This is a genomic window from Sphingomonas arvum (assembly GCF_026013565.1).
Taxonomy (GTDB): domain Bacteria; phylum Pseudomonadota; class Alphaproteobacteria; order Sphingomonadales; family Sphingomonadaceae; genus Sphingomicrobium; species Sphingomicrobium arvum.
The window spans coordinates 393,995-418,203 of sequence record NZ_JAPDOB010000002.1; the positions used below are offsets into that span (position 1 = coordinate 393,995).

A 24,209-nucleotide genomic window follows, 5' to 3' on the forward strand; every position below is an offset into this window, starting at 1 on the left:
GGACAGGAGCGCGAACTCCGGCGGGCGTGCGCGCAAGTCGCATGGCGGCGAGCGCAACACGACCGACGTCACGGATTTACTCCGTGACGCGTTACAGCCTCAGCGCGAAGCCAGCCTTGCCGTGAGCTGACCAACGCGGGGCTGAACATCGGTCCAGGCCTGCTTGGCGCACGCCATTGGACCTTGCGGGTCGGTCACGGAGAAGTGCGAAGGATCGCACAGGTCGGCGATGGCCAGCCCGATCCGGTGGTGAAGGACCTGCCGGTCGGCGGCGCTGGTTAGCTGCAGATCGCCGTAGGGCACCAGCCGCTGATTTCCGGCGAGCGGCCGGCCGCCTTCGACCACTAGGAGACTCGCGGGCTGCGCCACGGCGGTTCCCGCAAGCGAGGCGGCCAGGGCGGCGGCGGCCAGAGTGATGCTGCGCATGCGACGAATTCCCGTTCGTTGTCGCGGAATAGCAATCATAGTGTCACAGGACTGTCAAACAGCCTGGAACTTGAAAGCCGCGCGAGGGCGATCGTTCCGACGAAAACGGCGCCCGTCCGGGGACAGGCGCCGTTCTCGCGTCGGCAGTATGGCGGACTCTTACATCTTGATCGCGACTTCCGCGCCGAAGGTGCGCGGGGCGTTGAAGTTGCCGTAGTCGCCCAGCACGCCCGACACGCTGCCGGTGATCGGGTTGGGCAGGCTGTTGGTCGGGTCGCGGCGGTAGACGTGGGTCTCATTGAGCAGGTTGCGCGACCATAGCGAGAAGGTCAGCTGCTGGCCGGTGCCAACCTCGACATCGGCCAGCGCGATGCGGCCGTTGACGATGAACGAGCTGTCGTTCTTGGTCGCGAACTCGGCGAAGGTCTGGGTCGCCTGGTTGTAGTTGCCGTCGAGGTGGAAGCGCAGCTTGCCGCGGGCCACCGCGATCGGCAGCTCATAGTCGATCGCGCCGTTGACCACGTTGCGCGGGGTGAAGGGAATGAACACCGGCACCAGCGGACTGCCGGGGCGGAACGGATCGGCGGCGTCCGGCACGTGGGTGTAGGTGTAGGCGTAGGAGGCCGACAGCTGCAGCTGATCGGTGACCCGGGCGATTGCGTCCACCTCGACGCCGTTGATCTTGGTGGTGCCCGGAGCGTTGATCGTCTCGACCGAGTTGATGTTGCTGGTGCCGTTGTTGACGATGGTCGAGAAGTCGACCTGCGTGCCCTTGCGGCGCATCATGTAGGCGGCGAGGTTGAGGCGGACGCGGCGGTCGAACAGCTCGGTCTTGGCGCCGATCTCGTAGCTCTTCACGTCCTCGGGGCCGAACTGATTGTAGGTCACCGAGCGCGAGCTGGCGCCGCCCGAGCGGTAGCCGGTGGCGTATTTGGCGTAGAGGTGCACGTCGCGGCTGGCGTCGAAGGCCACCACCGCGAGCGGATTGAAGCGATGCGTCTTCTGCTCGAAGCTGCAGATCGGGGCGGTGGGCACGTTGATCGGGCAGCGCGACGGTGCATTGGCACGCAGGTACAGTTCGCCGGTTTTGTCGTCCGCCGTGTACCGGCCGCCAAGGGTGAAGTGGAAGGCGTCGGCCTGCGGCGGAGTCCAGGTGACCTGGCCATAGGCGGCCTTGCTCTTGGAACGGGCGCGGCTGCCGCGGTCGATGCTGCGGCATTGACGCTCCCAGCCGAAGCCGTTCGAGCCGGTGCAGGAGTCGACAATGGTGTAGCCAGTGCCAGTCGCGTTCCAGCGCGCGCTGTTCGGCGTGGCGGCTTCCTCGAACGCTTTCTCCCGGAAGTAGTAGAGACCGAACACATAATCGAGTTGGTCGGCGAGGCGGCCCACGGCCTGGAACTCCTGGCTCCACTGGCTCTGTTCGAGGTAGGACAGCGAGTAGCGGCTGAACAGGCCGTTGGGCGTGAACAGGGGCGGGCGATGCGCGCCGCCGCTGTTGTCCCACTGGTCGACGCTGACCTCGCGATATCCGGTGATTGAGCGCAACTCGAGTTCCGGAAGCACGTTCCAGCGGAGCGTCAGCGCGCCGCCCTGGGTCTTGTCGACGCTGGCCTGCTGCACGACGCCGAGATCGGCGGTCCGCATCCGGTCGTCGCCTTCGATCACCACGATCGGCGGCACAGGTCGGACCGAGCCGGACGGCAGGGCGCCGGTCAGCGGGCCGACCGGATAGCCGTTCGGATTAAAGTTCAGCAGCTGTGAGTAGAAGGGCGTGTTCTGGTCCTTACCCCAGTCGCCAGACAGGTCGGCGGTGAAGGTGCTGGACGGGCGAAAGCGGATCTTGCCCTGCAGCCCCTTGCGGTTGAAGTAGTTCCAGCCTTTCTGGCCCTCCAGCGGGTTCTTGGTGGTCGCGTCCTGGTGGTCCAGGGCGCCATCTACCTTGAAACTGAACGGACCCACGGAGCCCAAGTCCACGTGGGCGTTGGCGTTGTAGCTGCCGTAGTTGCCGACGCCGGCGCTGGCGCGCAGGCCGAAGCGGCCGGTCGGCGCCTTGGTGATGATGCTGACTGCGCCACCCTCGGTGTTGCGGCCGAACAGGGTGCCCTGCGGCCCTTTCAGCACCTCGATCCGCTCAACGTCGAGCAGCGCGGCGCCGAGGCCTTGTTGGCGGCCGAGGTAGACGCCGTCGACGTAGACGCCGACGCCCTGCTCACGGGCGGGCTGATTGGCGTCTAGGGGCACGATGCCGCGGATGCCTATGGTCAGCGCCGACTGGCGTGCCTCGAAGGTGGCGACGCGCAGGCCCGGGACGGAGCCGTCGGCGAGATCGGCGAGGCTCTGCACATGGCGGTCGTCAAGCGCCTGCGAGTTGACCACTGCAATAGCGATTGGCGTGCGCTGGAGGTTGGTCTCGCGCTTGGTGGCGGTGACCACGATGTCCTGCAGCTGGCCGGCAGTGGCCTGCGTGCCGTTGTCACGCTGGGTCTGGTCGGACAGCGCCGCGTCGCCGGGCGAGGTGGCCGGCTGGCCGGTGCTGGTCGACTCGGTGCTTTCCGGCGTGGTCGGACCCGCCTGCGCCAGCGCGGGCGCCGCGACGCCCGTCAGCAGCAGCGTGAGCATGGTACGGCGAATGGCGGTCGGAGCTGCGGCCCCGGCCCGAAAGGTGATCAGCATCGTATCCTGTCCTTACCCCCCACCACGTCCGGTGGTCAGCCGAAGCAATAGGAGCGGATCGCGACAGGAATGTTGCAGTATGAGTGAAGCACGGAGACTCAAGGCAATTGGCCGCTTTCACAGAAGAGTAACAATACAATCACCCAAACACTGTCACGATAGTTACATCATGCGGTAGCGGCAGTGACTTGCTTCCTTGCTTCTTGCGTCGGCTGATGAAGCAATACCAATCATTGGGCGCCGGCCCCTTGTTCGAGCGGCCGACCCGTTTCCTGCTCTGTTCGGACCAGGCGGCGGCGAGCGCCGTGCCATTCACCGATCCCAATGTGCGCTGGAGCGGCTGCACCGGCGCCGCGGCATGCCTCTCGGCGATCGAGGGCAGGCAGGCGGATGCGGTCGTGATCGCGGTGGAAGGGGAGCAGGCGTGGGCGGTGCAGTTGCTCACCGCCGCTCAATCGCTGGCCCGGCACGGCCGGGTCCGCCTGTTCGCATGGGCGCCGGCCGGCGCTACGGAGCCCAAGGCCCTGTACCAGGCGGGAGCGGCCGAACTGCTGGAAGGCGCTCCGGTGCCGGCCGACCAGGTGCTGCGAGTCTGGGCGCGGCTGGAACCCCACCGGCGTGCGACCGTCGCATCGGCGCACCTCTTGCGCCACGGCGACCTGACCCTGGACCCGGAGCGATTCCGTGCCACAAGGGGCAATCGGAGCATCCGGCTCAGTACCTTCCAGGTCGAGCTGCTCGCCGCGCTAATGCACCGCCCGCACCACGTGTTCAGCCGCGACGAGCTGGCCGAATCGATCTGGGCCGGACGGGCGCTGAACATGGCCAACATGCGCACCTGTTTTCGCCGTCTGCGTCATGCGCTGAACGGGCCAGGCGAACGCGAACTGATCCGCAACATCCGCGATCGCGGCTATGTGCTCGATCCGGGGTGAGCCGCTCGTTGCGAAGGTGGCGAGAGCTAGCGGGCGGGCGGGGCCGTCACGGCGCGGACGGCGCTGACTGCCGTGGCCAGGCCGCCGTCACGGGCCTGCAGGTAGGCTTTCGCCGCGCTATATTCGCTCACGGTGACGCGCCCGTCCTGGTTGGTATCGGCAACGTCCTTGAAGAATAGCAGCGCGGGCTGGGCTTCGAAGCTGGTCAACCAGCCGTCGCCGTTAAGGTCGAAACGGGTGACGGCCCAGGCCTTGAGCTCGGGGTCGCGCTCGAACAGGTCGGCGGCTGCGGGGTTGAGGTTCGGCGGTGCGGCAGCAAGGGCGAACAGGGCAAAGGCGAGCATGGCCGGGGGTCTCCTGCTCGCTTCAACTCACAAGTTGGGCAGTTGGACGCACCGGGCTCAAGCGGAGAGGCGGAGGGCGGCGCGCACAGCATCGTCGAGCGCTTCGGCGCGGAACGGCTTGGGCAGCAGCGGGGCGCCTGGCGCGGCCTTCTGTATCGCCTCGGTCTCGCTGTAGCCGGAGACAAACAGGATCGGCTGTGATGGGCGCTGACGGCGGATCTCGCGTGCGACGTCGGCGCCAGTGAGGCCGGGCATGATGAAGTCGAGGATCACAAGGTCGGCGCCGCTCTTGCCGTAGGCGCTGAGGCCGTCCTCGCCATCGCGTGCTTCGGTCACCCGGTAGCCGAGATCCTCCAGCGTCGCCGCGACGAAGCCGCGAACGTCGGGGTCGTCGTCGATCACCAGCACCGAGGCGTCCACCGGCGGCGGGCCACGGCGGGCGGGCGAGCGCTCCTCGTCCGCCGCAGCCACGCCAACAGCCGCACGCGGGAAGTAGAGCTTGACCGTGGTACCATCGCCAGGCGCGCTGGTGATGCGGGCGGTACCGCCCGACTGGCGGGCGACGCCGTAGACCATCGAAAGACCGAGGCCCGTGCCCTTTCCAACTTCCTTGGTGGTGAAGAAGGGGTCGAAGGCGCGCTCGATCACATCTGGCATCATGCCAGTGCCAGTGTCGGCGATGCTCAGCTCGATATAGTCACCGTCGTCCAGTTCGGGATCGTCCCCGGCGACGGTGAGCCGGGCGGTGCGAATACTCAGCACGCCGCCATCGGGCATGGCATCGCGCGCATTGATGGCGAGGTTCAATACGGCCAGTTCGAGCTGGGTCGGGTCGGCCAGCACCGGCATCATTTCCCGATCGAGGTCGAATTCCTTGCTGATGCCGGGGCCAAGCACGTTGCGCAGCAGCGGGCGCATGTTCTCGATCAGCGGCGCCACAACGGTTGGCCGGACCTCGAGGCGCTGGACGCGGCTGAAGGCGAGCAGCTGGGCAGTGAGGCGGGCGCCGCGTTCGGCAGCCTCCAGCGCATTTTGGGCATAGCGCTGGAGCTTGGGGTCGCTCTCGCGCTTGGCGATGAGGTCGAGGCCGCCGACCACCACGGTCAGCAGGTTGTTGAAGTCGTGCGCGATGCCACCCGTAAGCTGGCCGAGCGCTTCCATCTTCTGGCTCTGGCGGAGCTGTTCCTGGGCGCCGCGCAGCTCACTTACATCACGCGCCTCCCCGACCAGGTAGATGATCTCGCCGAACGGCCCGAGCACTGGCTTCATGGACGCGAGATGCGTGACCGGGCGGCCCGAGACGCGGACGTGCAGCTCGCTTTCGGCGGTGGCGCCGGCGGCTGCGCGCTCGACCATCCGGCGGATCTCGGCCGCGACCGGCGGATGATCGCAGATGGGCGGCACGTCCCAGGCAAACCGACCGGCTAGCTCGCTGTCCCCGACCCCAAGTAACTCGCGCGCTGTCTGATTGAGTTCGACGACCCGGCCCTCGGGCGTCAACAAGCCAATCAGTTCCAGCGCGCTGTCGAACACCGCCCGGAACCGGGCCTCGCTGGCGCTAAGTTCCGCCGTCCGTTCGGCAACGAGGGCCTTAAGCTGCTCCTCGCTTTGCTTGGCCAGGGTGATGTCGAAGGCAGCGCCAATAAAGCCGATCAACTCGCCGTCAGGTCCGAAGCGGGGACGCGAGACGCTGCGCAGCCAGCGCCATACGCCGTCGTGGCGCCGGTAGCGCGCTTCCAGGGTGAAGGGCTGCAGGCTGGCCTCGCCGGCGATGCTTGCCGCCACCACCCGCTCCCAATCGTCGGGGTGGATGAAGTCGCGCCACTCGTGCGCCTGAAACGTCTCCCGGGTCAGCCCCGCGAAGTCGAGGTAAGCTTCATTGACGAATTCGCGCCTTCGGTCGAGCCGGGTGACCCACATCATCACCGGTGCGGAATCGGCAATACGGCGGAACCGCGCCTCCGACTCGCGCAGCGCGCGTTCGGCCACCCGCTGTTCGGTGACGTCCTGGACGATGACGATGATGCCGCGGACGGAGCCATCCGGCGCAGCTTGGGGAATGTACTCGGTCTGCAGCGCCAGGGGGCCGCGGGTCGTGTGCTGGAACTCGGCTGCGAACCACTGGCGCTCACCGCGGAAGGCTGCCTCCAGCATCGGCTTGCGGGCGGCATAGCCGTCTTCCCCGATCACCTCCCGCATGGTCCGGCCCAGAATCTCACCGCGCGGCCGCTCGAAGAACTCGGCAAATGTCCGATTGCAGAAGCGGTAGCGCTGATCGCGGTCAAGGAAGACCAGCAGCATGGGCAGGGCATCGGCAATGCCCAGCACCTGCCCGAAGTCAAAGCCGGAGCCGCTGTCTGTGGCCCGGTGTTCTGGAACCCCCCTGGTCGCCATGCCGCCAAGCTAACCCAGACCGGCAGGCGTGGAAACCTGCCCAATGGACGGAAGGCTTGGCGGAAGCACCGAACGCGGCCAAAGGGGACGAAGATACCCCTCGGAGCAAGTCCCTTATGCGCCTGCGCCCACTGCTTCTCTCAACCGTCCTGCTGACCCTGCCCCTTGCCGCCGCCCAGGCGCAGCGCGCCGACACGGTTGACACCAGCCTGCCGACCCAACTGCCGCGCAGCGCCCGGCCGGACGCCTATCGGCTGACCATCACGCCCGACGCTGCCAAGCTTCGGTTCGACGGACGGGCGGACATCGACCTGACGGTGCTGCAGCCGACCCGGACGCTGACGCTGAACGCCGCTGACCTGACGATCGGGCGGGCGAGCATCGCCCGCGGCAAGATGGCCGCGATGCCGGCGACCGTGTCGCTGGACGAGGCGGCGCAGACCGCGACCTTCACCTTTGCCCGTCCGCTGACACCCGGCCGCTACACGCTGGGCATCGATTATGCCGGCAAGATCAACACGCAGGCCAACGGCCTGTTCGCGCTCGACTACACCAACAACGAAGGCAAGCCGGCGCGGGCGCTGTTCACCCAGTTCGAGGCGGCCGACGCGCGGCGCATGTTCCCGGGCTGGGACGAGCCCGACTACAAGGCAACTTTCGACCTGACCGCGCGGGTGCCGGCGCGCGACTTGGCAGTCGGCAACATGCCGATCGCGTCCACCCGCGCGCTGCCGGGCGGGCTCAAGGAAGTGCGGTTCGGGCGGACGCCGCCAATGTCGAGCTACCTGCTGTTCCTGTCGACGGGCGACCTGGAGCGGATCGCGATGAAGGCGGGCAACAAGGAGGTCGGCGTCGTCACCTCACGCGGGAATGCGTCCAAGGCCCGTTTCGCGCTGGAGTCCGAAGCGCAAATCCTGCCCTATTACGAGCAGTATTTCGATTATCCGTTCGCCCTGCCCAAGCTCGATAACGTGGCCGGGCCCGGCCAATCGCAGTTCTTCGGCGCAATGGAGAATTGGGGCGCGATCTTCACCTTCGAGCGAATTCTGCTGGAAGACCCGGCGATCACTACCCCCGCCGAGCGACAGGCGATCTTCTCCGTCGAAGCCCACGAAATGGCGCACCAGTGGTTCGGCGACCTGGTCACCATGGGTTGGTGGGACGACCTATGGCTAAACGAAGGCTTCGCCAGCTGGATGGAGAACCGCACCACTGCGCACTTCCATCCCGATTGGGGTGCGGACGTGGACGCGGTGCAGTCGCGGGAAGCCGCGATCGGGCTAGACAGCTTCCGCAGCACGCACCCGGTGATCCAGCAGGTGCGCACGGTGGAGCAGGCCAACCAGGCGTTCGATACCATTACCTACCAGAAGGGCGAGTCGGTCATCTCCATGCTGGAGGGCTTTGCCGGGTCGGACACCTGGCGCGAGGGCCTACGCCGGTACATGAAGACGCACGCGTTCCAGAATACCCGCACCGACGACCTGTGGGCGGCGGTTGAGGGCGCCGGCGCCAAGGGCCTGACGGCGATCGCGCGGCAGTTCACCACCCAGCCGGGCGTGCCGCTGATCCGCGTGGCGAACGTGCGCTGCGAAGGCGGCCGCACCACCCTGGACCTGCAGCAGAGCCAATTTGCCAGCGACCGGCGCGAGGAAGTGGCTGCGCGGCCGCTGAGCTGGAGCGTGCCGGTGCGGGCCAGCGTCAATGGCGGGCCAGTGACCCAGGTCATAACGGCCGGTCCGACCACCCGTATGACGGTGCCGGGCTGCGGCCCGCTGCTGCTGAACGCGGGACAGACCGGCTATTACCGCACCATGTATGACCCGGCGAGCGCGGCGGCGCTGCTGGGTGGCTTCGTCCGCCTGTCGCCGGCCGACCAATATGGCGAGCTGTCCAACGCCAACAGTCTATCGGGCACCGGCTACCAGCCGATGGCCCGCGCGTTGGACCTGCTGGCGGCCGTGCCGCAAGACGCGCACGGCAAGGTAGTCGGCTGGTCGGCGGCGCGCTGGAGCGGGTTGTACGATACGCTGGGCGGCAATGCCGCCGCGCAGGCCAAGATCGCAACCGAGATGCAGCGGCGGTTCGGCACCCGACTGGCGCAGATCGGCCTGACGCCGCGCAGCGGTGAGCCGGTGCTGGACACGACTCTGCGGCCGGTGCTGATCAGCACCTTGGGGTCAGTTGGCGACCGGACGGTGGTGGCGGAAGCAAACCGCCTGTTCGCGGCTTGGCAGTCGAACCCGCAAGCGATCCCGGGCTCGCTTAAGTCGACCTGGCTGGGCGTGGTCGCCCGCAACGCCGACCAGGCCCGCTGGAACCAGCTGCATTCCGTGGCGCAGCGGACCCGCGGGTCGGTCGAGCGGACCACATACTACGAGCTGCTCGGCGACACGGCTAACGAGGCACTGGCGCGGCGGACGCTGGAACTGGCGCTGACCGACGAGCCCGGCAAGACGGTCAGCGCGGGCATGATCAGCGCGGTTGCCGGCGAGCATCCGGAGCTGGCGCTGGATTTCGTCCTGGCGCACCTGGCGCAGGTCAACGCGCTGGTCGACATCTCCGGTCGGTCGCGCTTCCTGTCCGACCTCGCCTCGGGCAGCGACGATCCGGCGACCATCGGCAAGCTCGAAGCCTATGCCAAGGCGAACCTGGGCAAGGACGATCGGCGCCCCATCGACCGGGCAATCGACCGTATCCGCACCCGCCTGGCGCAGCAGGGACGGGTGAAGAGCGAGACGGCGGCCTGGCTGGCCCGGCGGTCCTGACAGCTCGATTTCCGGCGCTCACCTAAAGGGTAGGCGCGGCCCCCGCCGGGCCGCGCCTACCGATCCCTCGTCATTGCGAGGACGCGCGGGCGGGCGGTGCGTTGGGGTCGATCTTCGGCTTGGGTCCAGGCACGCCGACTCGACGGTGCCGCGGCAGACCCACCGTCCCCACAACTCCGCGCAATTATATGTAAGGTTCGTGCGGTTGGGATATTTGGCGGTGTACTGGGCCAGGAATTTTCGCTCGGCCTCGTCCCGGCTGGCGCCGCTGCTGCCCATCACCGGGATCGACTGGTAGTTTGATTTGCGCTCCGCCAGCTCGGACGGGCTCACGGAAGTGGCGGGCGGCGTGCCCGTGTTGGCGGCGGCGCTCTCGACGGGTCGAGCCGGCACGCCAGCGGCAATGTCCAGGCACGCTTCCTTGTCGCCCGCCAGGCACTTGTCGTAGCGCTGCTGGGCCGCCTGGAACTGACGTTGTTGCTGCTCGGCGGCGGCCATTTCACGAGCGTGCTGCTGCAGCGCAGCTTCCGCGTGGGCGCGTTGCCGTTCCTGGCGCTGCGCGTTTTCGGCATTGACCCGCTCGAACTCGGCCTGCGCGCGCGCGCGCTCGTTCGTCAGCCGCTCATAGTCCGCGACCTTGCGCTGATAATCGGCTTCGCGGGCCGCGCGGGCATCGGCCGCGGCCTGGGCAGCGCTGCTCGGCGCGCCGTCAGCCTTACCAGCGTCGCGATCGCCGGTTTCATCGCGGGTGCTGCCGTACTGCGGACGCCAGCCGGACTCGTCGATTATCCGCTTGGAATGGTTCGGGTCGGGCTTCCGGTACTCGGCGTTGCGCCAATTTGCGTCCTCAAGGGTGGGTTCAACGATGCAGCCGCCGACCAGCTCGTCATTCGAGGCCCCGGACTTCTTGCGCACATATTCGCGCCAGCCATGATCGCTGCCGTCCCGCTCCTTCTCGACCGTGGTCGGATATATTCCCGCGACGTACGTGTCGGGCGTGCCATGCACCCAAAGATAGCAGGTCAGCCAGCGCGGATCGCTTGGCTGCTCCTGGGTCGGAGTGCCGGCCGACAGGTAGACCTGGGCCGAGGCCGGCGCAGTTGCGGCGACCAGCAAGGCAAGCGCGGCCGTGCCGGTCATCAGGCGGGTATTCAAGATGGTCCTCCCCCGAGTTCCGTTTCACGCTGAACTACCGCCCCGACACGCGGAACAAGGCCTCTGCTCCCGCTGTCAGCCGGCGAGCTTCTTGGCGCCGAGGCCGAGCACCATCTGGTTGGCGCGGTCGTAGCTCAGCGGCTTGCCAAACAGGTAGCCCTGGATGGTGTCGCAGCCGAGGTCGCGCATGCGTTCGAAATCCTCGGCGGTTTCCACGCCCTCGGCGGTGATCGACATGCGAAAGCTCTTGGCGAGCTGGACGATGGACTGAATGATGGCGACATTGCCGGCCTTGTTGCCCGCCTCGCGAACGAAGCTGCCATCGATCTTCAGCTTGTGGAACACGGCCTTGTTCAGATAGCCGATCGATGAGTAGCCGGTGCCGAAATCGTCGAGGGCGATGCCGACGCCGAGCGCGCGGAGCCGGCCGAGGACGGCAAGGGTACGCGCGTCGTCTTCGAGGAACACACCTTCGGTGACCTCGAGTTCCAGCCGGTTGCCGGGCAGCTTGTGGCGGGCCAGCGCCTGGGCGACCGCATTGGGCAGCGACGGCAGGATCAGCTGCTTGGGGCTGATGTTCACCGCCACCGTGATCGGCTCCGGCCAGGACGCGGCGGCCTTGCACGCTTCCTCGATCACGAATTCGCCAAGCGGGCCCATCAGGCCGCATTCCTCGGCGATCGGGATAAAGGCGGTCGGCGGCACGAAGCCGCGCTGCGGGTGATTCCAGCGGATCAGCGCCTCGAACCCGACCAGCTTCTGCGTACGGGCGCTGACCAGCGGCTGGAAGGCGAGGTGGAACTGGCGGGTGGTGAGCGCCTGGCGGATGTCGGCTTCCAGGCGGACGCGGTCGTCCTGCTCGGACTGCAGCTCATGGCTGAAGTAGCGGGCAACCCCGCGGCCGGCGTCCTTGGCCTGGTAGAGCGCAAGGTCGGCCTTGAGGATCAGGTCGTCGACGGTGGCGCCATCGATCGGGCCGAAGGCGCAACCGACAGAGACACCGATCCGGATCTCGATGCCGTCAATGGTGTAGGGCTCGGCGATGGCGGCGATGATGCGGTCGGCGAGCTGCTCCACCTTTCTGCGGCTCTGCGCATCGGGAACCACAATGGCGAACTCGTCGCCGCCCATGCGGCCAACCGTGCCGTCGGGCCCGGCTTGGGTGCACAGGCGCTTGGCGACGGCCTGCAGCACCGCGTCCCCTTTGGGGTGGCCGAAGGTGTCGTTGACCGGCTTGAACCCGTCGAGGTCGAGGAACATGATGGCGCAGGGCACATTGCTGCTGGTCGCGACGCGTAGTGCCTCGCCGAGCAGCTGGCGGACGCGGGCGCGGTTCGGCAGGCCTGAAAGCACGTCCATGTTGGCGAGCGTCGTCAGCCGCTCCTGGGTGTGGCGGATGTCCGTGATGTCAGAGCCCACGCCGCGGAAGCCTTCAAACCGGCCGGCCGTGTCGATGATCGGATCGCCCGCGATGCTGATCCAGCGCATGCCGTGCGGGGTCTTGAGCTCCATCTCCAGGTTCTGGAACGGGCGCTTGTCGAGCAGCACTCGGCCCAATTCGGCATGGCCGCCGAGCAGAGCGGGCAGCGACTGGCCGAGCAGCTGCCCGGAGGGCCTGCCGAGTAACGCGCTCATCCGGCTGGAGATATAGGACACGCGGTTGTCGCCGTCGATCTGCCAGAGCCAACCTACGCCGCGCTGCTCATATTCCTGGAGCAGCAGCGACGCGCTTTCGCTCTTGGAACCATATTCCGCATTGGCCTTCAGCTGCCGAAAAGCCCAGCGGGCGACGGTTAGGACGCCGACGATGGAGACCCCCAGCGTGAAGGCGATAGACAACATGTGCTGAAAGGGGATGGTGGCGCGGCCGAAGAACAGGGCGGCGCACAGGCCGAAGGTGAAGGAGCACATCCACGCGGAGGCGCAGGCCGGAACAACAACCAGGCCCAGCCCGGCGACACCGACGCCGGCGATGATGGAAGCAGCGATCACCTGCGCTGCGGGGTCGAGCACGGGAAACAGGTAGAGCGGCAGGCTGAGCCACAGGGCGGCGCGGACCAGCACATCGCCGGCGAGCTGCCACACCGGGACCGCCTTGCCCGAGCGGCCGACGCAGGTCACCGCCTGCTGCTGTGCCCAGCGCATGGCCACGATGTTGGCGGTGCCGACCACCAGGCTCCACGGCAGCAGCAGGCCGGTGCCGGGCGAACTCCACAGGGCGGCGGTGAGAAGCAGGGCGGCAGCGAGGTTGGCGAGTGCGAAGAAGGGGGCGAGCTGGCCGCGGGACAGCAGCTGGATGTCCTTGAGCGGCGACGCCAAGCCGTCGGTTTCGGCGGTGGTGGCCGCCACGGATTCGCCGTCCGGCAGCCGGGCGGCGATCATGCGCTTGTATCGATCAGGTGCCTCGTACACGTGGCCTCGCTTACTCCCGGGTTGAGCGGGAGTTAGCGCGAATGGGTTGAGGTCGAGTTAAAGCTTCAGCGCGTCAAGGTCGCGGGTGACCAGCGGATGGTAGAGCGGCCGCGCCTGGCGGTAGATCCGGACGGCCAGCGGTCTGCCCCAAGTCGGATCGGCGGCCAGCGCCTTGTACAGCGGGCGGACGAACTTGCCGCGGCCTTGGCCGAGGAGGAAGCGCTCCAACGTGGGAACGGCCGGCTGGTAGCGGTTGGCCACGGCGAGATCGAGCCAGGCGAACTGAAGCTCGCTGTTGCCCGTGGTGGAAAGGCCTAGCGCTCGGTCGAGCGCGGCGAGTTGCGCGGTGGGCTGCTTGCGAGGCAGGCGCTGGAGGAAGCGCAGCCGCTCGTCGGTGGTCCACTGGCCCCAAGCGGCGGCGGGCGGGCCGGAGCGGGGAAAACCGGCGACGGCCGCGTCCACCGCAGCGAATGCCTGAGGGTCAGGGGGAACGGCGTTGGCCGGGATGCCGGGCTGATAAACCCAGCGATCCAATTGGAGCTGTCGCTCGAGCGCCTGGTCGCCGCGGATCAGCTGGCGGCGCAGGTCGGTGAGGAACATGGCGGACGTGACCGGCTGAAAGGCGTGGCGGGTGAACCAGCCGCGCATGAAGACGTCGAACCGCTCGCGGCCGACCGCCGCTTCAATCGTACGCAGGAAGGCCGCGCCTTTCTCATAGGCGATGTCGGTCAGGCCCTCGTCCGGGTGGCGGCCCGTAAGATCGAGGTGAAGGCGGGTGTCGGCGCTGGTTGGGCCGCCGGCCTCCGCAACCGCCTTACCCATGGCGTCGATGCCGAGCGCCACCTGCTGGCGGGCAACCTTCGGCCCATACAGCGCCTCGACAATCCGGCGCTCGGCGTACGTGGTGGTGCCTTCGTTGAGCCAGAAGTCGGCCCAGGCCGCATTGGTGGCCAGGTTACCGGACCAGCTGTGCGCCAGTTCGTGCGCGATCAGGCTGACAAGGCTCTTGTCGCCGGCGATGAAGGTGGGCGTCAGGAAGGTGAGCGTCGGGTTTTCCATGCCGCCATAAGGAAAAGAGGGCGGCAGGACGATCATGTCGTAGCGGCCCCAGGCATAGGGGCCGAACAGCCGCTCGGCCGCGTCCACCATCTGCTCGGTGTCCGTCAGCTCGCGCGCTGCAGCGGGTAGAGTGACCGGCTCGGCCCAAACGCCGGTGCGCGCCCCGAGCTGCTGGAAGCGGATGTCGCCGACCGCGATGGCGATCAGGTACGGCGCGACCGGGTGGTCCATGCGGAAATAGAAGGTGCGGGTGCCGGTCGGCAGCGCCGCCTGGAGGGAGGAGCCGGCGACGCCCTCGGCCGGGGCGCTCATCACGGCGGTGAGCGGGGCGGGAACCCGGATGCGGGCCGACCAGGTCTGGCGGATGCCCGGCGAGTCCTGGGTCGGAACCCAGCTGCGGTTCTCGATCGACTCGCCCTGGCTGAACAGGAAGGGCTGGCGCTTGCCGGCGGTCTGGGCGGGGCTGAGCCACTGGAGGGCCGAGGCGTCCGGGCGCGACCGGTAGTCGATGCGGACCTGCCTGGTGTCCGGGCGAAGCGCGATGATGAAGGGGGTGCCAAGGTCCTTGTCCGCCCGGCCGAAGCGGAAGGCGAGCTTGCGGCCCGCGCCGTCGGCCACGGAATGGACCTCATAGCCCTTACGGTCGAGCACCAGTTCGCGCGCGTTCGAGCGGCGGACGAGGTCGAGGGTGGCGGTGCCGCCGACGGTGCGGCGGGTGAAGTCGATCGCAAGGTCGAGCGCGACATTGCTGACGCGGGCCTCGCGCGGGCGGGCAAAGCTGTGCGGATCCGCGGCGTCGTCAGTCAGAAGCACGGGCGCGATCTGTTGACCGGGCGCCGGCTGCGCGGCGGCGGGTGCGGCATTGAGGGTGAGGACGCTGGCGGCGAGGAGCAGGGAACGGATCATGGTGGGTCCTTGTGGCGGGTGCGCCGTAACCGGCGGTGAACGGGGGCGCAAAGCGGGGCGAGAACGGGATTGCTTGTCCTTCGGTGCCTTCCGCACCGCTTCGCTCGCAATGACGACGCAGCCCCGCTATATCGGGCGCATGCGGCTCCCCCCACAGGCGACTCCATGGCGACCGACAGCGCGGCGCTGACAGCCGAGCGGCCGTTGGTCCGGCGGCGCGGCAACGCCGACCGGCAGCCGCAGGCGCTGCGGCCGCGTAGCGGGCCGATCGCCAAGACGGTCGGGCTGGACGTGCCCTTCTTCGCCGACAAGAACCGGGCCTTCTGGATGCTTCAGTCGGCCGGTTGGACCGGTTATTTCATCCTGCGATCGCTGTCCGGCGTGGCCAACGCCATGCCGATCATGTTCGTGGTCCATACCCTGCTGCTGACCGCGACGGGTTACTCGCTGACCCTGCTGATGGGATCGCTGTTCCGGCGGCTGATCACCATGCGGGCGATCTACACGGTGATCCTGAGCGTCGCCACGGTGGTGCTCGCGGCGACCGCTTTCTCGGTGATTGAGACCTGGAGCCATGCGACCTTCGTCAAGCCGGGCGCGCGGCCGTTCGGGGTTGAGAGCTTTGGCGCCATCCTGCTCAATTTCGCGCTGCTGGCGGCCTGGTCGGCGCTTTACTACGGGATCAACTATTACCTGCTGCTCGAAGAGGAGATCGACCAGCGGGCCAAGCTGGAGAACCAGGCTTCGAGCGCGCAATTGGCGATGCTGCGCTATCAGTTGAACCCGCACTTCCTGTTTAACACGCTTAATTCCATCTCCACCCTGGTGCTGCTGAAGCAGACCGAACGGGCCAATGCGATGCTGGCGCGGCTGTCGTCCTTTCTGCGCTACACGCTGGCCAACGAGCCGACCGCGCAGGTGACGCTGGCGCAGGAAGTGGAAACGCTGAAGCTTTATCTCGAGATCGAGAAAATGCGGTTCGAGGACAGGCTGCGTCCGCACTTCCGGATCGATGCGGCGACTATCGGCGCGCGCTTGCCCTCGCTGCTGCTGCAGCCGGTGATCGAAAACGCCATCAAATATGCGGTGACCCCGAGCGAAACTGGGGCCGACATCTGGATCCAGGCTTCGCGCGAGGGCAACCGGGTGCGGATCGAAGTGGCCGACAATGGCAGCCAGGCGCACGAGGCGCTGGTCGCCACCCAGTCGACCGGCGTCGGCCTGGCGAATACCAGGGACCGTCTGGCGCAAGCCTATGGTGATGCCCACGGCTTCACGACACGGACCAACGAACATGGGGGATTTAGCGTCATCGTCGACATCCCGCTCGACGCCGCGCCGGGGGCCGCGGCATCGGGTGCCTGAGAACAACCAAGGAGTCCCATGAGCATCAGAACCATTCTCGTCGACGACGAGCCGCTGGCGACCCAGGGCCTGCGCCTGCGCCTGGAAGCCCATGACGATGTCGAGGTCATCGCCACCGCCAACAACGGCCGCGAGGCGATCCGCGCTATCAAGACCCACAAGCCGGACCTGGTGTTCCTCGACATACAGATGCCGGGGTTCGACGGCTTCTCCGTGATCCAGGGCCTCATGGAGGTGGAGCCGCCCTTGTTCGTGTTCGTGACCGCCTTTGGCGACCATGCGCTGCGCGCGTTCGAGGCGCAGGCGGTCGACTACCTGATGAAGCCGGTCGAGGAAGACCGGCTGGCCGCGACCATGGAGCGGGTGCGCCAGCGCCTAAGCGAGAAGCGCGGTGCGCAGGAGGCCGAGCGGCTGAAGGAGGCACTGGTCGAGCATGCGCCCGAAGCCGCCGAAGAACTGGCCGAAGGCGGCCCGGCCGAGCCGCATGCCGCCAATCGGTTTGAGAAGATGATCAACATCAAGGATCAGGGTCAGATCTTCCGGGTCGATGTAGACACGATCGAGCGGATCGACGCAGCCGGCGACTACATGTGCATCCAGACCGGCGATAACACGCTGATCCTGCGCGAGACGATGAAGGACCTGGAGAAAAGGCTTGACCCGCGCCGCTTCCAGCGAGTGCACCGGTCGACCATCGTCAACCTGGACCTGGTCCGGCAGGTCAAGCCGCACACCAACGGCGAATGCTTCCTGGTGCTGGATTCGGGCGCACAGGTTAAGGTGTCGCGATCCTACCGGGACGTGGTGGCGCGCTTCGTCCACTAGGGGCGGCAAGCTCCGCGCCGATTGTTCCCGCCGTCCGGTCCATAACGGACCGGTCGGTCACGTGGCATTTGCCGTCGACCGGCAGTGTTGCGCCCATGTTGGCGATCCCGGACCAGAGCGCGGCGGCGGCACCGCCGCCGCGGGCGCATGTCAGTTTCCGCAAGCACTTCCTGCTGCCGCTCGTGGCGCTGGTCGGAACGCTGGCGATCATCCTTGGCAGCAGCCTGTACTGGTTCACAGCGCAGCAGGATGAGATGCAGCTGGCGGCCGAATGTGAGCTGATCCAGTCCGCGCTGAATTCCCGCCAGGCGAGCCTGCGCCGTAATCTTGGCGACTATGCCGTCTGGAACGAGGCCTACAAGCGGCTGGCCCTCGACTTCGACCGAGAGTGGGCAATCGAGAATATCGCGCCGTACCTCAGCAAGGTACAGCACTACGATTACGCCTTTGTGGTCGACGGGCAGGGGCAGACGCTGATCGGTAGCCGAGGCAACTCGCAGGTCACCGTGCCGGCGGAGGCAGTGCTGGGACGGCCGTTCACGCTGGCTCTCCGCCAGCTGCGCGCGGGCGTTGCCGGCAGCGACCGGCGGGTCAGCGGGCTGACCAAGGCGGACGGGCGGCCGACTCTGTTCGGCGCGGCCGCGATCGTTCCCAGCGACGATGTGCTGCGGCGGCCCGTCGCCGACCGGTATCTGGTCGTGGCCAGGGTATTGGACGCACCGACCCTGGCCGAAGTGGGCGAGGAGTTCGGTATCGAGGCCTTGCACCACGACGAGCAGGAGGTCGAGCGGGCGCAGATGGACGTGACCGACGCGTCCGGGCGGCGGCTGGGCGTGCTGGGGTGGGAAGCGGACGAGCCGGGCACTGAACTGCGGGGCAAGCTGCTGCCGTGGCTGTTGCTGATGTTGGTTCTGATGACCGGGGTGGCCGGGACGGTGCTGCGCCATGGGCGCAAGGCGCTGGTCGACATCACCGCCGAGCGCGACCGGGCGGAGCGGGAGCGGGCGACAGCCGAGGCCGCGCTCGAGGACCTCGCCTCGGCCCGACGCAAGATCGTAGAGGACAGCGCCGAATTCCGCTCCACGTTGCAGCGCACGGTGAAGGCGGTCGAGCACAAGCACGACAAGCTGCTGGAGAAGACGCTGGAGCAGCGCCGGGGCGAGTTGGTTGAGCTGGCGCAGACCTACCAGCGGGTGCTTGGCCTGGTCTACGACACGCTGAACGAGGCGGCCGAGGCGCTGAGCGACGTGGCGCGGGTGCCGTGCGGCGAAGCCAGCGGCAATCAGCTGTTGCTGTCCGCCGGAGATCTGCAGGAGCAGGCGCGCTACCTGGAAGAGGAGAGCCGGCGCTTCCTGGCGCGGCTGCAGGCGGCCTGATGAAGCTCACATTTCTTGCCTTGCCGTTGGTGCTGCTCCCGGCACTGGCGGGCGCAACGCCGGGTCTGGAGATTGAGCTGGCGATGGTCAGCGACTGCCGCGACCGCGGCGATCCTCCCTCGGACGCAGGCGCGGCCGTGCAGGGCAGCTTCTCGGCCCGAGGTCCGCGCGGCAGCTACGGGTAGCCGTGAAGGTCTCGGGTAGTGAACGGAAGCTGCGACCTCGAACTGCAGGCGGGGCTGGGCGGGTGCCGAAAGTGGGCGGCCGGTCGATCGACGGGTGCCGGTTGGCCGAAGTCGGGTCGCCCTGTGCGGGCCGGCAGGGATCGAGCCCGGCGCGTTCGGCGGCGGCAAGCGCGACTGGTCGACCCGCGTCGACTACGATCTGGGCGGCGCTGCGCTGAACCTCAGCAGGGTAGGAAGCGCCCGGGCCCGGGCCGGGCAGTTGGGCCGCAACGGCCTGGTGCTGAGCGTCTCCCGCGGCTGCTAGGCGGTGCGCGGCCGACCGAGACCGAACCAGCGGCGGCGCGGGCCGCTCTTGAGCACCGAGCGGCGGAACACGCCCGCGGCGACCCGCAGGATCAGGGTCAGCCACAGCACCTGCCAAGCGATGGCGAGCAGGTGCGGCCACCACCGTCCGTCCTCCGCCGCACGGGCCAGCATGGCGTACGGCGAGGACAGCGGGAAGATGGCCGCGGCAAGGCCGGCCGGGCTGTTCGGGTTGGCGGCGGCCGTGGAGGAAAGCGCGAACACCAGCAGCTGCGACATGGTGATCGGCATGGACAGGGTTTGCACTTCGCGCACGGTCGAGGCCTGGGCGCCGATGCCGAGGAACACGCCGCCGATCAGCAGGTAGCCGAAGCAGAAGTAGGCCAGCGCCATCAGCAGGAAGCCGGGCCAGCCGAGCGCCGGGGCGGGCAGGCCAGCGAGGCTGCCGTTGCTGATGAGCAGCAGCGCGCCGACTGCGCAGCTGCCCCACACCAGGATGCCGAGCAGGCTGACGCACAGCATGGCGAACAGCTTGCCGATGAAAATGGCGTCGACCGGTGCAGCGGCGGCGAGGACCTCAATCGCCTTGTTCGACTTCTCCTCGATTAGCTGGCTCAAGAGCATGCCGGCGAGCAGCAGCGTAAGCAGGAATAACAGGGCCTGCCCGGCATGGGCGGTGAGCGCGCGGGCGGAGGCGATGTTGCCCGACGACTTGCTGATTGTCTTGATCGTTAGCGGCTGCGCACGCTGAGTGGGACCCGCGCGGGCGTCCGCGATAATCAGGCGCAACTGATGTGCCACCGTTCCGTCGTCGCTCAGCGAGCCAACCAGGTGCGGCTGGGCAAGCCCGCCGGTCAGGACACCGTCGACCGGCGGCGGGGGCGGAGGTGGCGGCGGCACACCGGGGCCGGTCCACCTGGTAGCTGGAGCACGATCGGAGACCAGCTTGACGGTACTTTCCTTGGGAAAGCTTTCGGCGAGCCGATCGCGCGCTTCCTTCAGCCGCTGGTAGTCGGCAGCCGAGGCGACCACCATGATCGTCGGCTGCTCGACCGTGGCGGCGACATTGGCTCCGATGCTGCCGAACAGGCCGCCGAACAGGATGGGGAACAGCGGGCCCAGGAGGAAGAACAGAAAGGTGCGTGAAGCAACGGTCGCCGTGAAGTCGCGGCGGCCAATGACTAGGGCAGCTTCGAGCGTTCGGGGCAGGGTCATTCGGGTGCTCCGCCGAGGGTCATATCGCGGGCCGCGGCCTCGCCGGCGATCGCGACGAACGCATCGTGCAGGCCCGGCCGTTCGATCGACAGGGTCTCGATGCCCGCGCCGCCGTCAATCAGCGCTTTCAGCAGGGGCTCCGGCCCGCCTTCGGGCAGCTCGAATGTCCAGCGCTTCCCCAGCCGCCGGGCGCTCGCCGGGAGGGCCGACTGCCACGGACCGGAGTCGGCGCGGGTGGTCAGCTGCACGATCGGGCGAAGCCGCCCACGGGCCTCATCCACCGCGCCCTCGAAGGCGACCTTGCCGCCGGCAATGATGGCGATCCGCTCGCACAGCCGTTCGGCATGGGCGATCACGTGCGTGGAGAAGATGATGGTCGCGCCCGCCTCCGCCCGCTCCCGGATTTGCGCCTCCAGTTTCTCCTGGTTGATCGCGTCGAGACCGGAAAAAGGCTCGTCGAGGACGATCAGCCTGGGGTCGTGGACCAGGGTGCCGAGCAGCTGCACCGTCTGCGCCATTCCCTTGGACAGGGTGCGGATCGGGCGCTTGATCCAATCGGAGAGGCCGCGGTCGGTCAGCATCTGCTCAGCCCGGCGGCGGCCCTCCTTCAGCGGCAGTCCGCGCAGCGCACCCATGAAAGCGATCGCCTCGCGTGCAGTCATCGCCGGGTAAAGGCCGCGTTCCTCGGGCAGGTAGCCGACCTCGCGCGCGGCATCGAGCGGCGCCGAGCGGCCGAGCAGGGTGCGCCGGCCGGACGAGGGATCGATGATGCCCAGCAGCATGCGGATGGTGGTGGTCTTGCCAGCGCCATTGGGGCCGAGAATGCCGTAGATGCAGCCGGCGGGGACCTGCAGCGACACGCCATCGACGGCGCGCTTGTCGCCGAATTCCTTGACGAGGTCTTCGGCGAAGACCGCCGCATCGCTACCCTGAACTTGCTGAAGCACTGTTCCTGTCTCGCCAGAGGAGGGCCTGGGGGAGTAGTGGGGGCAAGTGTTTGACCCGGCAAGCCTTAAGGAAGCGATACGAGCGGAGGCCGAGCGGCTGGGGTTTGTCGCATGCGGGTTTGCTCGCGCGGACGCGGTGCCGGAAGCGGGTGCGGCGCTGAAGGAATGGGTGGCGGCCGGGCGCCACGGGACCATGGGCTGGATGGAGGAACGGGTAGACCAGCGCGCTCATCCGCAGGCGCTGTGGCCCGAGGCGAAGAGCGTGATCGCACTCGCGATGAGCTATGCGCCGGCGGAGGACCCGCGGGCGCTGGCGGCCGAGCCGGACGTCGCGCAGATCAGCGTTTATGCGCAGGGTGGCGACTATCACAAGACGGTGAAGAAGGCGCTCAAGGGCCTGGCGCGGTTCATCGTCGACGCAGTGCCAAGCGAGCTCAAGGTGTTCGTCGACACGGCGCCGGTGATGGAGAAGCCGCTAAGCGCCGCGGCCGGAATCGGCTGGCAGGGCAAGCATACCAACCTTCTCAGCCGAGAGGCTGGCAACTGGGTGTTCCTGGGAGTGATCTTCACCTCGCTGGAGCTCGCCCCGGACCCGCCCTCCCCGGTCCATTGCGGCAGCTGCACGCGGTGCCTTGATGCGTGTCCGACCGCGGCATTCGATGGGCCGGGGCGGATCGATGCGCGTCGGTGCATCAGCTACCTGACCATCGAGCACTCGGGGCCGATCCCGCTCGAGTTCCGGGAGCTGATGGGCAATCGCATCTATGGCTGCGACGATTGTTTGGCGGCGTGCCCCTGGAACCGCTTCGCGGCCCAGGCGCAAGCCAACAAGGCATTCCTGCCACGCGCCGAGCTCGCGGCGCCAAAGCTGGGCGACCTGCTGACGCTGGATGATGTGGCTTTTCGCGAGCTGTTCGCCGGATCGCCGATCAAGCGGATCGGCGTGAAGCGGTTCCTCCGCAATTGCCTGATTGCGGCGGGAAACAGTGGAGAGCCCGCACTGCTGCCGCGGGTCGAGGCGCTGCTTCGTGACGAGGACGCGGTGGTAGCGGAGTCTGCCGCGTGGGCGGCCGCCCGCCTTCAGCCAGCAGCGTCGATCGCGGCGATGCAGCCGGTACGGTCGGCGGGGTCGCCGGTCGGGCGACGGGAGTCGACGTAGGTCACCCGCATGACGTTGGTGCCCGGTGCCGGGTAGAGGAAAGTGTCGAGGACGCAGGAGGGGCTCGACCACTGCAGCTTCAAGCCGGGACCTTCGCGAACCTGGAACGCGGGTGCGCCGAAGCGGGCGCCCAGTTCGTCCACGGTGAAGCCGATGAGGTCGCCGCGCTGCACGGGTTCCGGCTGCGGTCGGGAGACGGGCACGGGCGTCGCGGGCTGTGGCGGGGTGACGCCGCAAGCCGCGAGGGTCAGGGCGGCGGCAGTGGGCAGCAGGAGGCGCATAGAGGGCTGTTTGCGGGCACGCGGCTGGACTGGCAAGCGGTCCCTCGCTACCCGCCCGCCTTTCTTCACAGCCAGGACCAGCCATGACCCAGCCCCGCTTCGACGTGCTTTGTGTCGGTAACGCCATTGTCGACGTGATCGCCGATGCCTCCGACGAGTTCCTGGCTAGCCAAGGGCTGACCAAGGGCTCCATGCGGCTGATCGACGAGGGCGAGGCCGAGCGGTTGTACGGGGTGATGGGACCGGGCCGCGAACTGTCGGGCGGGTCGGCCGGCAACACCGCGGCCGGGCTGGCGGCGCTGGGCTGCAAGGTGGGTTTCATGGGGCAGGTGGCGGACGATCAGCTGGGGTCCATCTACCGCCACGACGTGCAGAGCCTGGGCGTCGAGTTCCTGGTGCCGCCACGGAGCGGTATCGGAGCGACTGCGCGCTCGCTGATCCTGGTGACGCCCGACGCTCAGCGGACCATGAACACGTTCCTGGGCGCGGCGCAGCTGCTGGACGCAAGCGTGATCGATCATTCGGCGGTGGCGGATGCGGGTATCCTCTACCTCGAGGGATACCTGTGGGATCCAGAAGCGCCGCGGGCAGCGATGGAGGCTGCGATCGCCGACGCCAAGGCGGCCGGGCGGCGGGTGGCGTTCACCCTGTCGGACACGTTCGTGGTCGACCGGCACGGGCCGGACTTCCTGCGGCTAGCGGCCAAGGGCAAGATCGACATCCTGTTCGCCAACGCCGCCGAGCTGGCCGCGGTGACCGGCGAAGCTGAGTTCGAGGCAGGTATCTCCAAGTTGGCGCCGAGCGTGCCTCTGCTAGTGGTGACGCATGGCGACCAGGGCGCCGTCGCGGTGCGCGGCGAAGAGCGCGCGCGGGTCGCGGCCGAACCGATCGGGAGCCTCGTCGACACCACCGGCGCTGGTGACCTGTTCGCGGCCGGTTTCCTCGCGGGCCAGGCGCGCGACCTCGGGCTGGAGCAGTGCCTGAAGCTCGGCGCCATCGCCGCGGCCGAGGTGATCCAGCATTATGGCGCACGGCCCGAGGCGGACCTCAAGGCACTGGCGGGCGACCTGCTGGCCTGAGCGTCAGCAGCGCCAGCCGCCGCCCGACCACCATACCCGCTGGCAACCCTCGTTGTGGCTCATCCAGCGCGGGAAGCTGCGGTCCGGGCGGTCGTGCCACCAATCGTTGTAGCTGTCGGGCGCAAAGCTGCGGTTGTTGAAGTAGGCCCAGCCCTCCGGGGCGCCGTAGCTGTAGAGCAGCACCCCGTCGCGGCGGGGGCCGCGATGGTCGCCTGGACTCGTGGTGAAACCGGAGCCGACCTGCACCCGAACTCCTCCTGGGGTGCCGGAAAACGGTTGCGCTTGCGCGGCCGTCGAGATGGCCAGCGCGGCCAGCAGGGCGGGGGTCAGCAGTGGTGAGGACATGGTTCGTCGCTCCTGTCTGTCCCCGGCGCCGCAAGGATGCCTTTCGGCCCGGCCCAA

General features: G+C 68.0%; 20 protein-coding genes. 9 read left to right on the forward strand and 11 right to left on the reverse strand.

Features of this window, described 5'->3' with window-relative positions:
- Positions 1 to 99: 99 nt before the first annotated feature.
- Positions 100 to 426: a UrcA family protein gene (locus tag OMW55_RS09435; protein ID WP_264882665.1), complete on the reverse strand. Its 327-nt coding sequence runs from the start codon at positions 424 to 426 to the stop codon at positions 100 to 102.
- 159 nt (positions 427 to 585) lie between these two features.
- Positions 586 to 3,099 (reverse strand): TonB-dependent receptor, encoded by a 2,514-nt coding sequence (locus OMW55_RS09440; RefSeq protein ID WP_264882666.1) that lies wholly within the window; start codon positions 3,097 to 3,099, stop codon positions 586 to 588.
- A gap of 215 nt (positions 3,100 to 3,314) precedes the next feature.
- Between OMW55_RS09440 and OMW55_RS09445 the strand changes: the two genes are divergently transcribed.
- Positions 3,315 to 4,034, forward strand: a complete 720-nt coding sequence (locus OMW55_RS09445; protein WP_264882668.1) for a winged helix-turn-helix domain-containing protein — start codon at positions 3,315 to 3,317, stop codon at positions 4,032 to 4,034.
- A gap of 26 nt (positions 4,035 to 4,060) precedes the next feature.
- On the opposite strand, the gene OMW55_RS09450 is transcribed toward OMW55_RS09445, so the two are convergent.
- On the reverse strand, positions 4,061 to 4,378 hold the full coding sequence (locus tag OMW55_RS09450) for a hypothetical protein (RefSeq protein WP_264882670.1): 318 nt from the start codon (positions 4,376 to 4,378) through the stop codon (positions 4,061 to 4,063).
- Between the two features lie 57 nt (positions 4,379 to 4,435).
- On the reverse strand, positions 4,436 to 6,772 hold the full coding sequence (locus OMW55_RS09455) for a PAS domain-containing protein (protein ID WP_264882672.1): 2,337 nt from the start codon (positions 6,770 to 6,772) through the stop codon (positions 4,436 to 4,438).
- Between the two features lie 116 nt (positions 6,773 to 6,888).
- Between OMW55_RS09455 and OMW55_RS09460 the strand changes: the two genes are divergently transcribed.
- Entirely contained in the window at positions 6,889 to 9,540 is a 2,652-nt protein-coding gene (locus OMW55_RS09460) for a M1 family metallopeptidase (protein WP_264882674.1), read from the forward strand.
- Between the two features lie 18 nt (positions 9,541 to 9,558).
- Here OMW55_RS09460 and OMW55_RS09465 read toward each other — a convergent pair whose 3' ends face one another.
- The 3 genes from OMW55_RS09465 to OMW55_RS09475 form a co-directional block, all read right to left on the reverse strand.
- A complete protein-coding gene (locus tag OMW55_RS09465) occupies positions 9,559 to 10,695 on the reverse strand; it encodes a hypothetical protein (protein ID WP_264882676.1) in 1,137 nt (378 codons plus the stop codon).
- Positions 10,696 to 10,770: 75 nt separating this feature from the next.
- Positions 10,771 to 13,107 (reverse strand): putative bifunctional diguanylate cyclase/phosphodiesterase, encoded by a 2,337-nt coding sequence (locus OMW55_RS09470; RefSeq protein WP_264882677.1) that lies wholly within the window; start codon positions 13,105 to 13,107, stop codon positions 10,771 to 10,773.
- A gap of 57 nt (positions 13,108 to 13,164) precedes the next feature.
- Positions 13,165 to 15,072, reverse strand: coding sequence for a M1 family metallopeptidase (locus OMW55_RS09475; RefSeq protein WP_264882679.1), 1,908 nt, complete (start codon positions 15,070 to 15,072; stop codon positions 13,165 to 13,167).
- Between the two features lie 327 nt (positions 15,073 to 15,399).
- Between OMW55_RS09475 and OMW55_RS09480 the strand changes: the two genes are divergently transcribed.
- The 5 genes from OMW55_RS09480 (at position 15,400) to OMW55_RS09500 (ending at position 19,127) form a co-directional block, all read left to right on the forward strand.
- A complete protein-coding gene (locus OMW55_RS09480) occupies positions 15,400 to 16,437 on the forward strand; it encodes a sensor histidine kinase (RefSeq protein ID WP_264883976.1) in 1,038 nt (345 codons plus the stop codon).
- A gap of 18 nt (positions 16,438 to 16,455) precedes the next feature.
- Positions 16,456 to 17,262 (forward strand): LytR/AlgR family response regulator transcription factor, encoded by an 807-nt coding sequence (locus tag OMW55_RS09485; RefSeq protein WP_264882681.1) that lies wholly within the window; start codon positions 16,456 to 16,458, stop codon positions 17,260 to 17,262.
- Between the two features lie 95 nt (positions 17,263 to 17,357).
- Positions 17,358 to 18,638 (forward strand): CHASE4 domain-containing protein, encoded by a 1,281-nt coding sequence (locus OMW55_RS09490; RefSeq protein WP_264882683.1) that lies wholly within the window; start codon positions 17,358 to 17,360, stop codon positions 18,636 to 18,638.
- Positions 18,638 to 18,823 (forward strand): hypothetical protein, encoded by a 186-nt coding sequence (locus tag OMW55_RS09495; protein WP_264882684.1) that lies wholly within the window; start codon positions 18,638 to 18,640, stop codon positions 18,821 to 18,823. The genes OMW55_RS09490 and OMW55_RS09495 overlap by 1 nt, the downstream gene beginning before the upstream one ends.
- A 94-nt stretch (positions 18,824 to 18,917) precedes the next feature.
- Positions 18,918 to 19,127: a hypothetical protein gene (locus tag OMW55_RS09500; protein ID WP_264882686.1), complete on the forward strand. Its 210-nt coding sequence runs from the start codon at positions 18,918 to 18,920 to the stop codon at positions 19,125 to 19,127.
- On the opposite strand, the gene OMW55_RS09505 is transcribed toward OMW55_RS09500, so the two are convergent.
- Entirely contained in the window at positions 19,124 to 20,341 is a 1,218-nt protein-coding gene (locus OMW55_RS09505; protein WP_264882687.1) for an ABC transporter permease, read from the reverse strand. The two genes, OMW55_RS09500 and OMW55_RS09505, sit on opposite strands and share 4 nt — an antisense overlap.
- A complete protein-coding gene (locus OMW55_RS09510) occupies positions 20,338 to 21,288 on the reverse strand; it encodes an ABC transporter ATP-binding protein (protein WP_264882690.1) in 951 nt (316 codons plus the stop codon). Before OMW55_RS09510 ends, OMW55_RS09505 begins: the two co-directional genes overlap by 4 nt.
- Before the next feature lie 46 nt (positions 21,289 to 21,334).
- Here OMW55_RS09510 and queG point away from each other — a divergent pair, with 46 nt between their 5' ends.
- On the forward strand, positions 21,335 to 22,447 hold the full coding sequence (queG, locus tag OMW55_RS09515; RefSeq protein WP_264882692.1) for a tRNA epoxyqueuosine(34) reductase QueG: 1,113 nt from the start codon (positions 21,335 to 21,337) through the stop codon (positions 22,445 to 22,447).
- On the opposite strand, the gene OMW55_RS09520 is transcribed toward queG, so the two are convergent.
- Positions 22,369 to 22,728 (reverse strand): hypothetical protein, encoded by a 360-nt coding sequence (locus OMW55_RS09520; RefSeq protein ID WP_264882694.1) that lies wholly within the window; start codon positions 22,726 to 22,728, stop codon positions 22,369 to 22,371. The two genes, queG and OMW55_RS09520, sit on opposite strands and share 79 nt — an antisense overlap.
- Positions 22,729 to 22,811: 83 nt before the next feature.
- Here OMW55_RS09520 and OMW55_RS09525 point away from each other — a divergent pair, with 83 nt between their 5' ends.
- Positions 22,812 to 23,807 carry an adenosine kinase gene (locus tag OMW55_RS09525; RefSeq protein ID WP_264882696.1) on the forward strand — a complete coding sequence of 332 codons (996 nt, stop codon included), beginning with the start codon at positions 22,812 to 22,814 and terminating at the stop codon, positions 23,805 to 23,807.
- Between the two features lie 3 nt (positions 23,808 to 23,810).
- On the opposite strand, the gene OMW55_RS09530 is transcribed toward OMW55_RS09525, so the two are convergent.
- Positions 23,811 to 24,152: a hypothetical protein gene (locus OMW55_RS09530; RefSeq protein ID WP_264882698.1), complete on the reverse strand. Its 342-nt coding sequence runs from the start codon at positions 24,150 to 24,152 to the stop codon at positions 23,811 to 23,813.
- Positions 24,153 to 24,209 lie beyond the last annotated feature (57 nt).

Excerpts from the sequence above, each read along its gene's own strand:
- OMW55_RS09455 (WP_264882672.1), bottom strand. The coding sequence starts at position 6,772 with ATGGCGACCAGGGGGGTTCCAGAACACCGGGCCACAGACAGCGGCTCC.
- OMW55_RS09525 (WP_264882696.1), top strand. The coding sequence starts at position 22,812 with ATGACCCAGCCCCGCTTCGACGTGCTTTGTGTCGGTAACGCCATTGTC.
- OMW55_RS09460 (WP_264882674.1), top strand. The coding sequence starts at position 6,889 with ATGCGCCTGCGCCCACTGCTTCTCTCAACCGTCCTGCTGACCCTGCCC.
- OMW55_RS09440 (WP_264882666.1), bottom strand. The coding sequence starts at position 3,099 with ATGCTGATCACCTTTCGGGCCGGGGCCGCAGCTCCGACCGCCATTCGC.
- OMW55_RS09475 (WP_264882679.1), bottom strand. The coding sequence starts at position 15,072 with ATGATCCGTTCCCTGCTCCTCGCCGCCAGCGTCCTCACCCTCAATGCC.
- OMW55_RS09485 (WP_264882681.1), top strand. The coding sequence starts at position 16,456 with ATGAGCATCAGAACCATTCTCGTCGACGACGAGCCGCTGGCGACCCAG.
- OMW55_RS09505 (WP_264882687.1), bottom strand. The coding sequence starts at position 20,341 with ATGACCCTGCCCCGAACGCTCGAAGCTGCCCTAGTCATTGGCCGCCGC.
- OMW55_RS09520 (WP_264882694.1), bottom strand. The coding sequence starts at position 22,728 with ATGCGCCTCCTGCTGCCCACTGCCGCCGCCCTGACCCTCGCGGCTTGC.
- OMW55_RS09445 (WP_264882668.1), top strand. The coding sequence starts at position 3,315 with ATGAAGCAATACCAATCATTGGGCGCCGGCCCCTTGTTCGAGCGGCCG.
- OMW55_RS09480 (WP_264883976.1), top strand. The coding sequence starts at position 15,400 with ATGCTTCAGTCGGCCGGTTGGACCGGTTATTTCATCCTGCGATCGCTG.
- OMW55_RS09490 (WP_264882683.1), top strand. The coding sequence starts at position 17,358 with ATGTTGGCGATCCCGGACCAGAGCGCGGCGGCGGCACCGCCGCCGCGG.
- OMW55_RS09450 (WP_264882670.1), bottom strand. The coding sequence starts at position 4,378 with ATGCTCGCCTTTGCCCTGTTCGCCCTTGCTGCCGCACCGCCGAACCTC.
- OMW55_RS09495 (WP_264882684.1), top strand. The coding sequence starts at position 18,638 with ATGAAGCTCACATTTCTTGCCTTGCCGTTGGTGCTGCTCCCGGCACTG.
- OMW55_RS09435 (WP_264882665.1), bottom strand. The coding sequence starts at position 426 with ATGCGCAGCATCACTCTGGCCGCCGCCGCCCTGGCCGCCTCGCTTGCG.
- OMW55_RS09530 (WP_264882698.1), bottom strand. The coding sequence starts at position 24,152 with ATGTCCTCACCACTGCTGACCCCCGCCCTGCTGGCCGCGCTGGCCATC.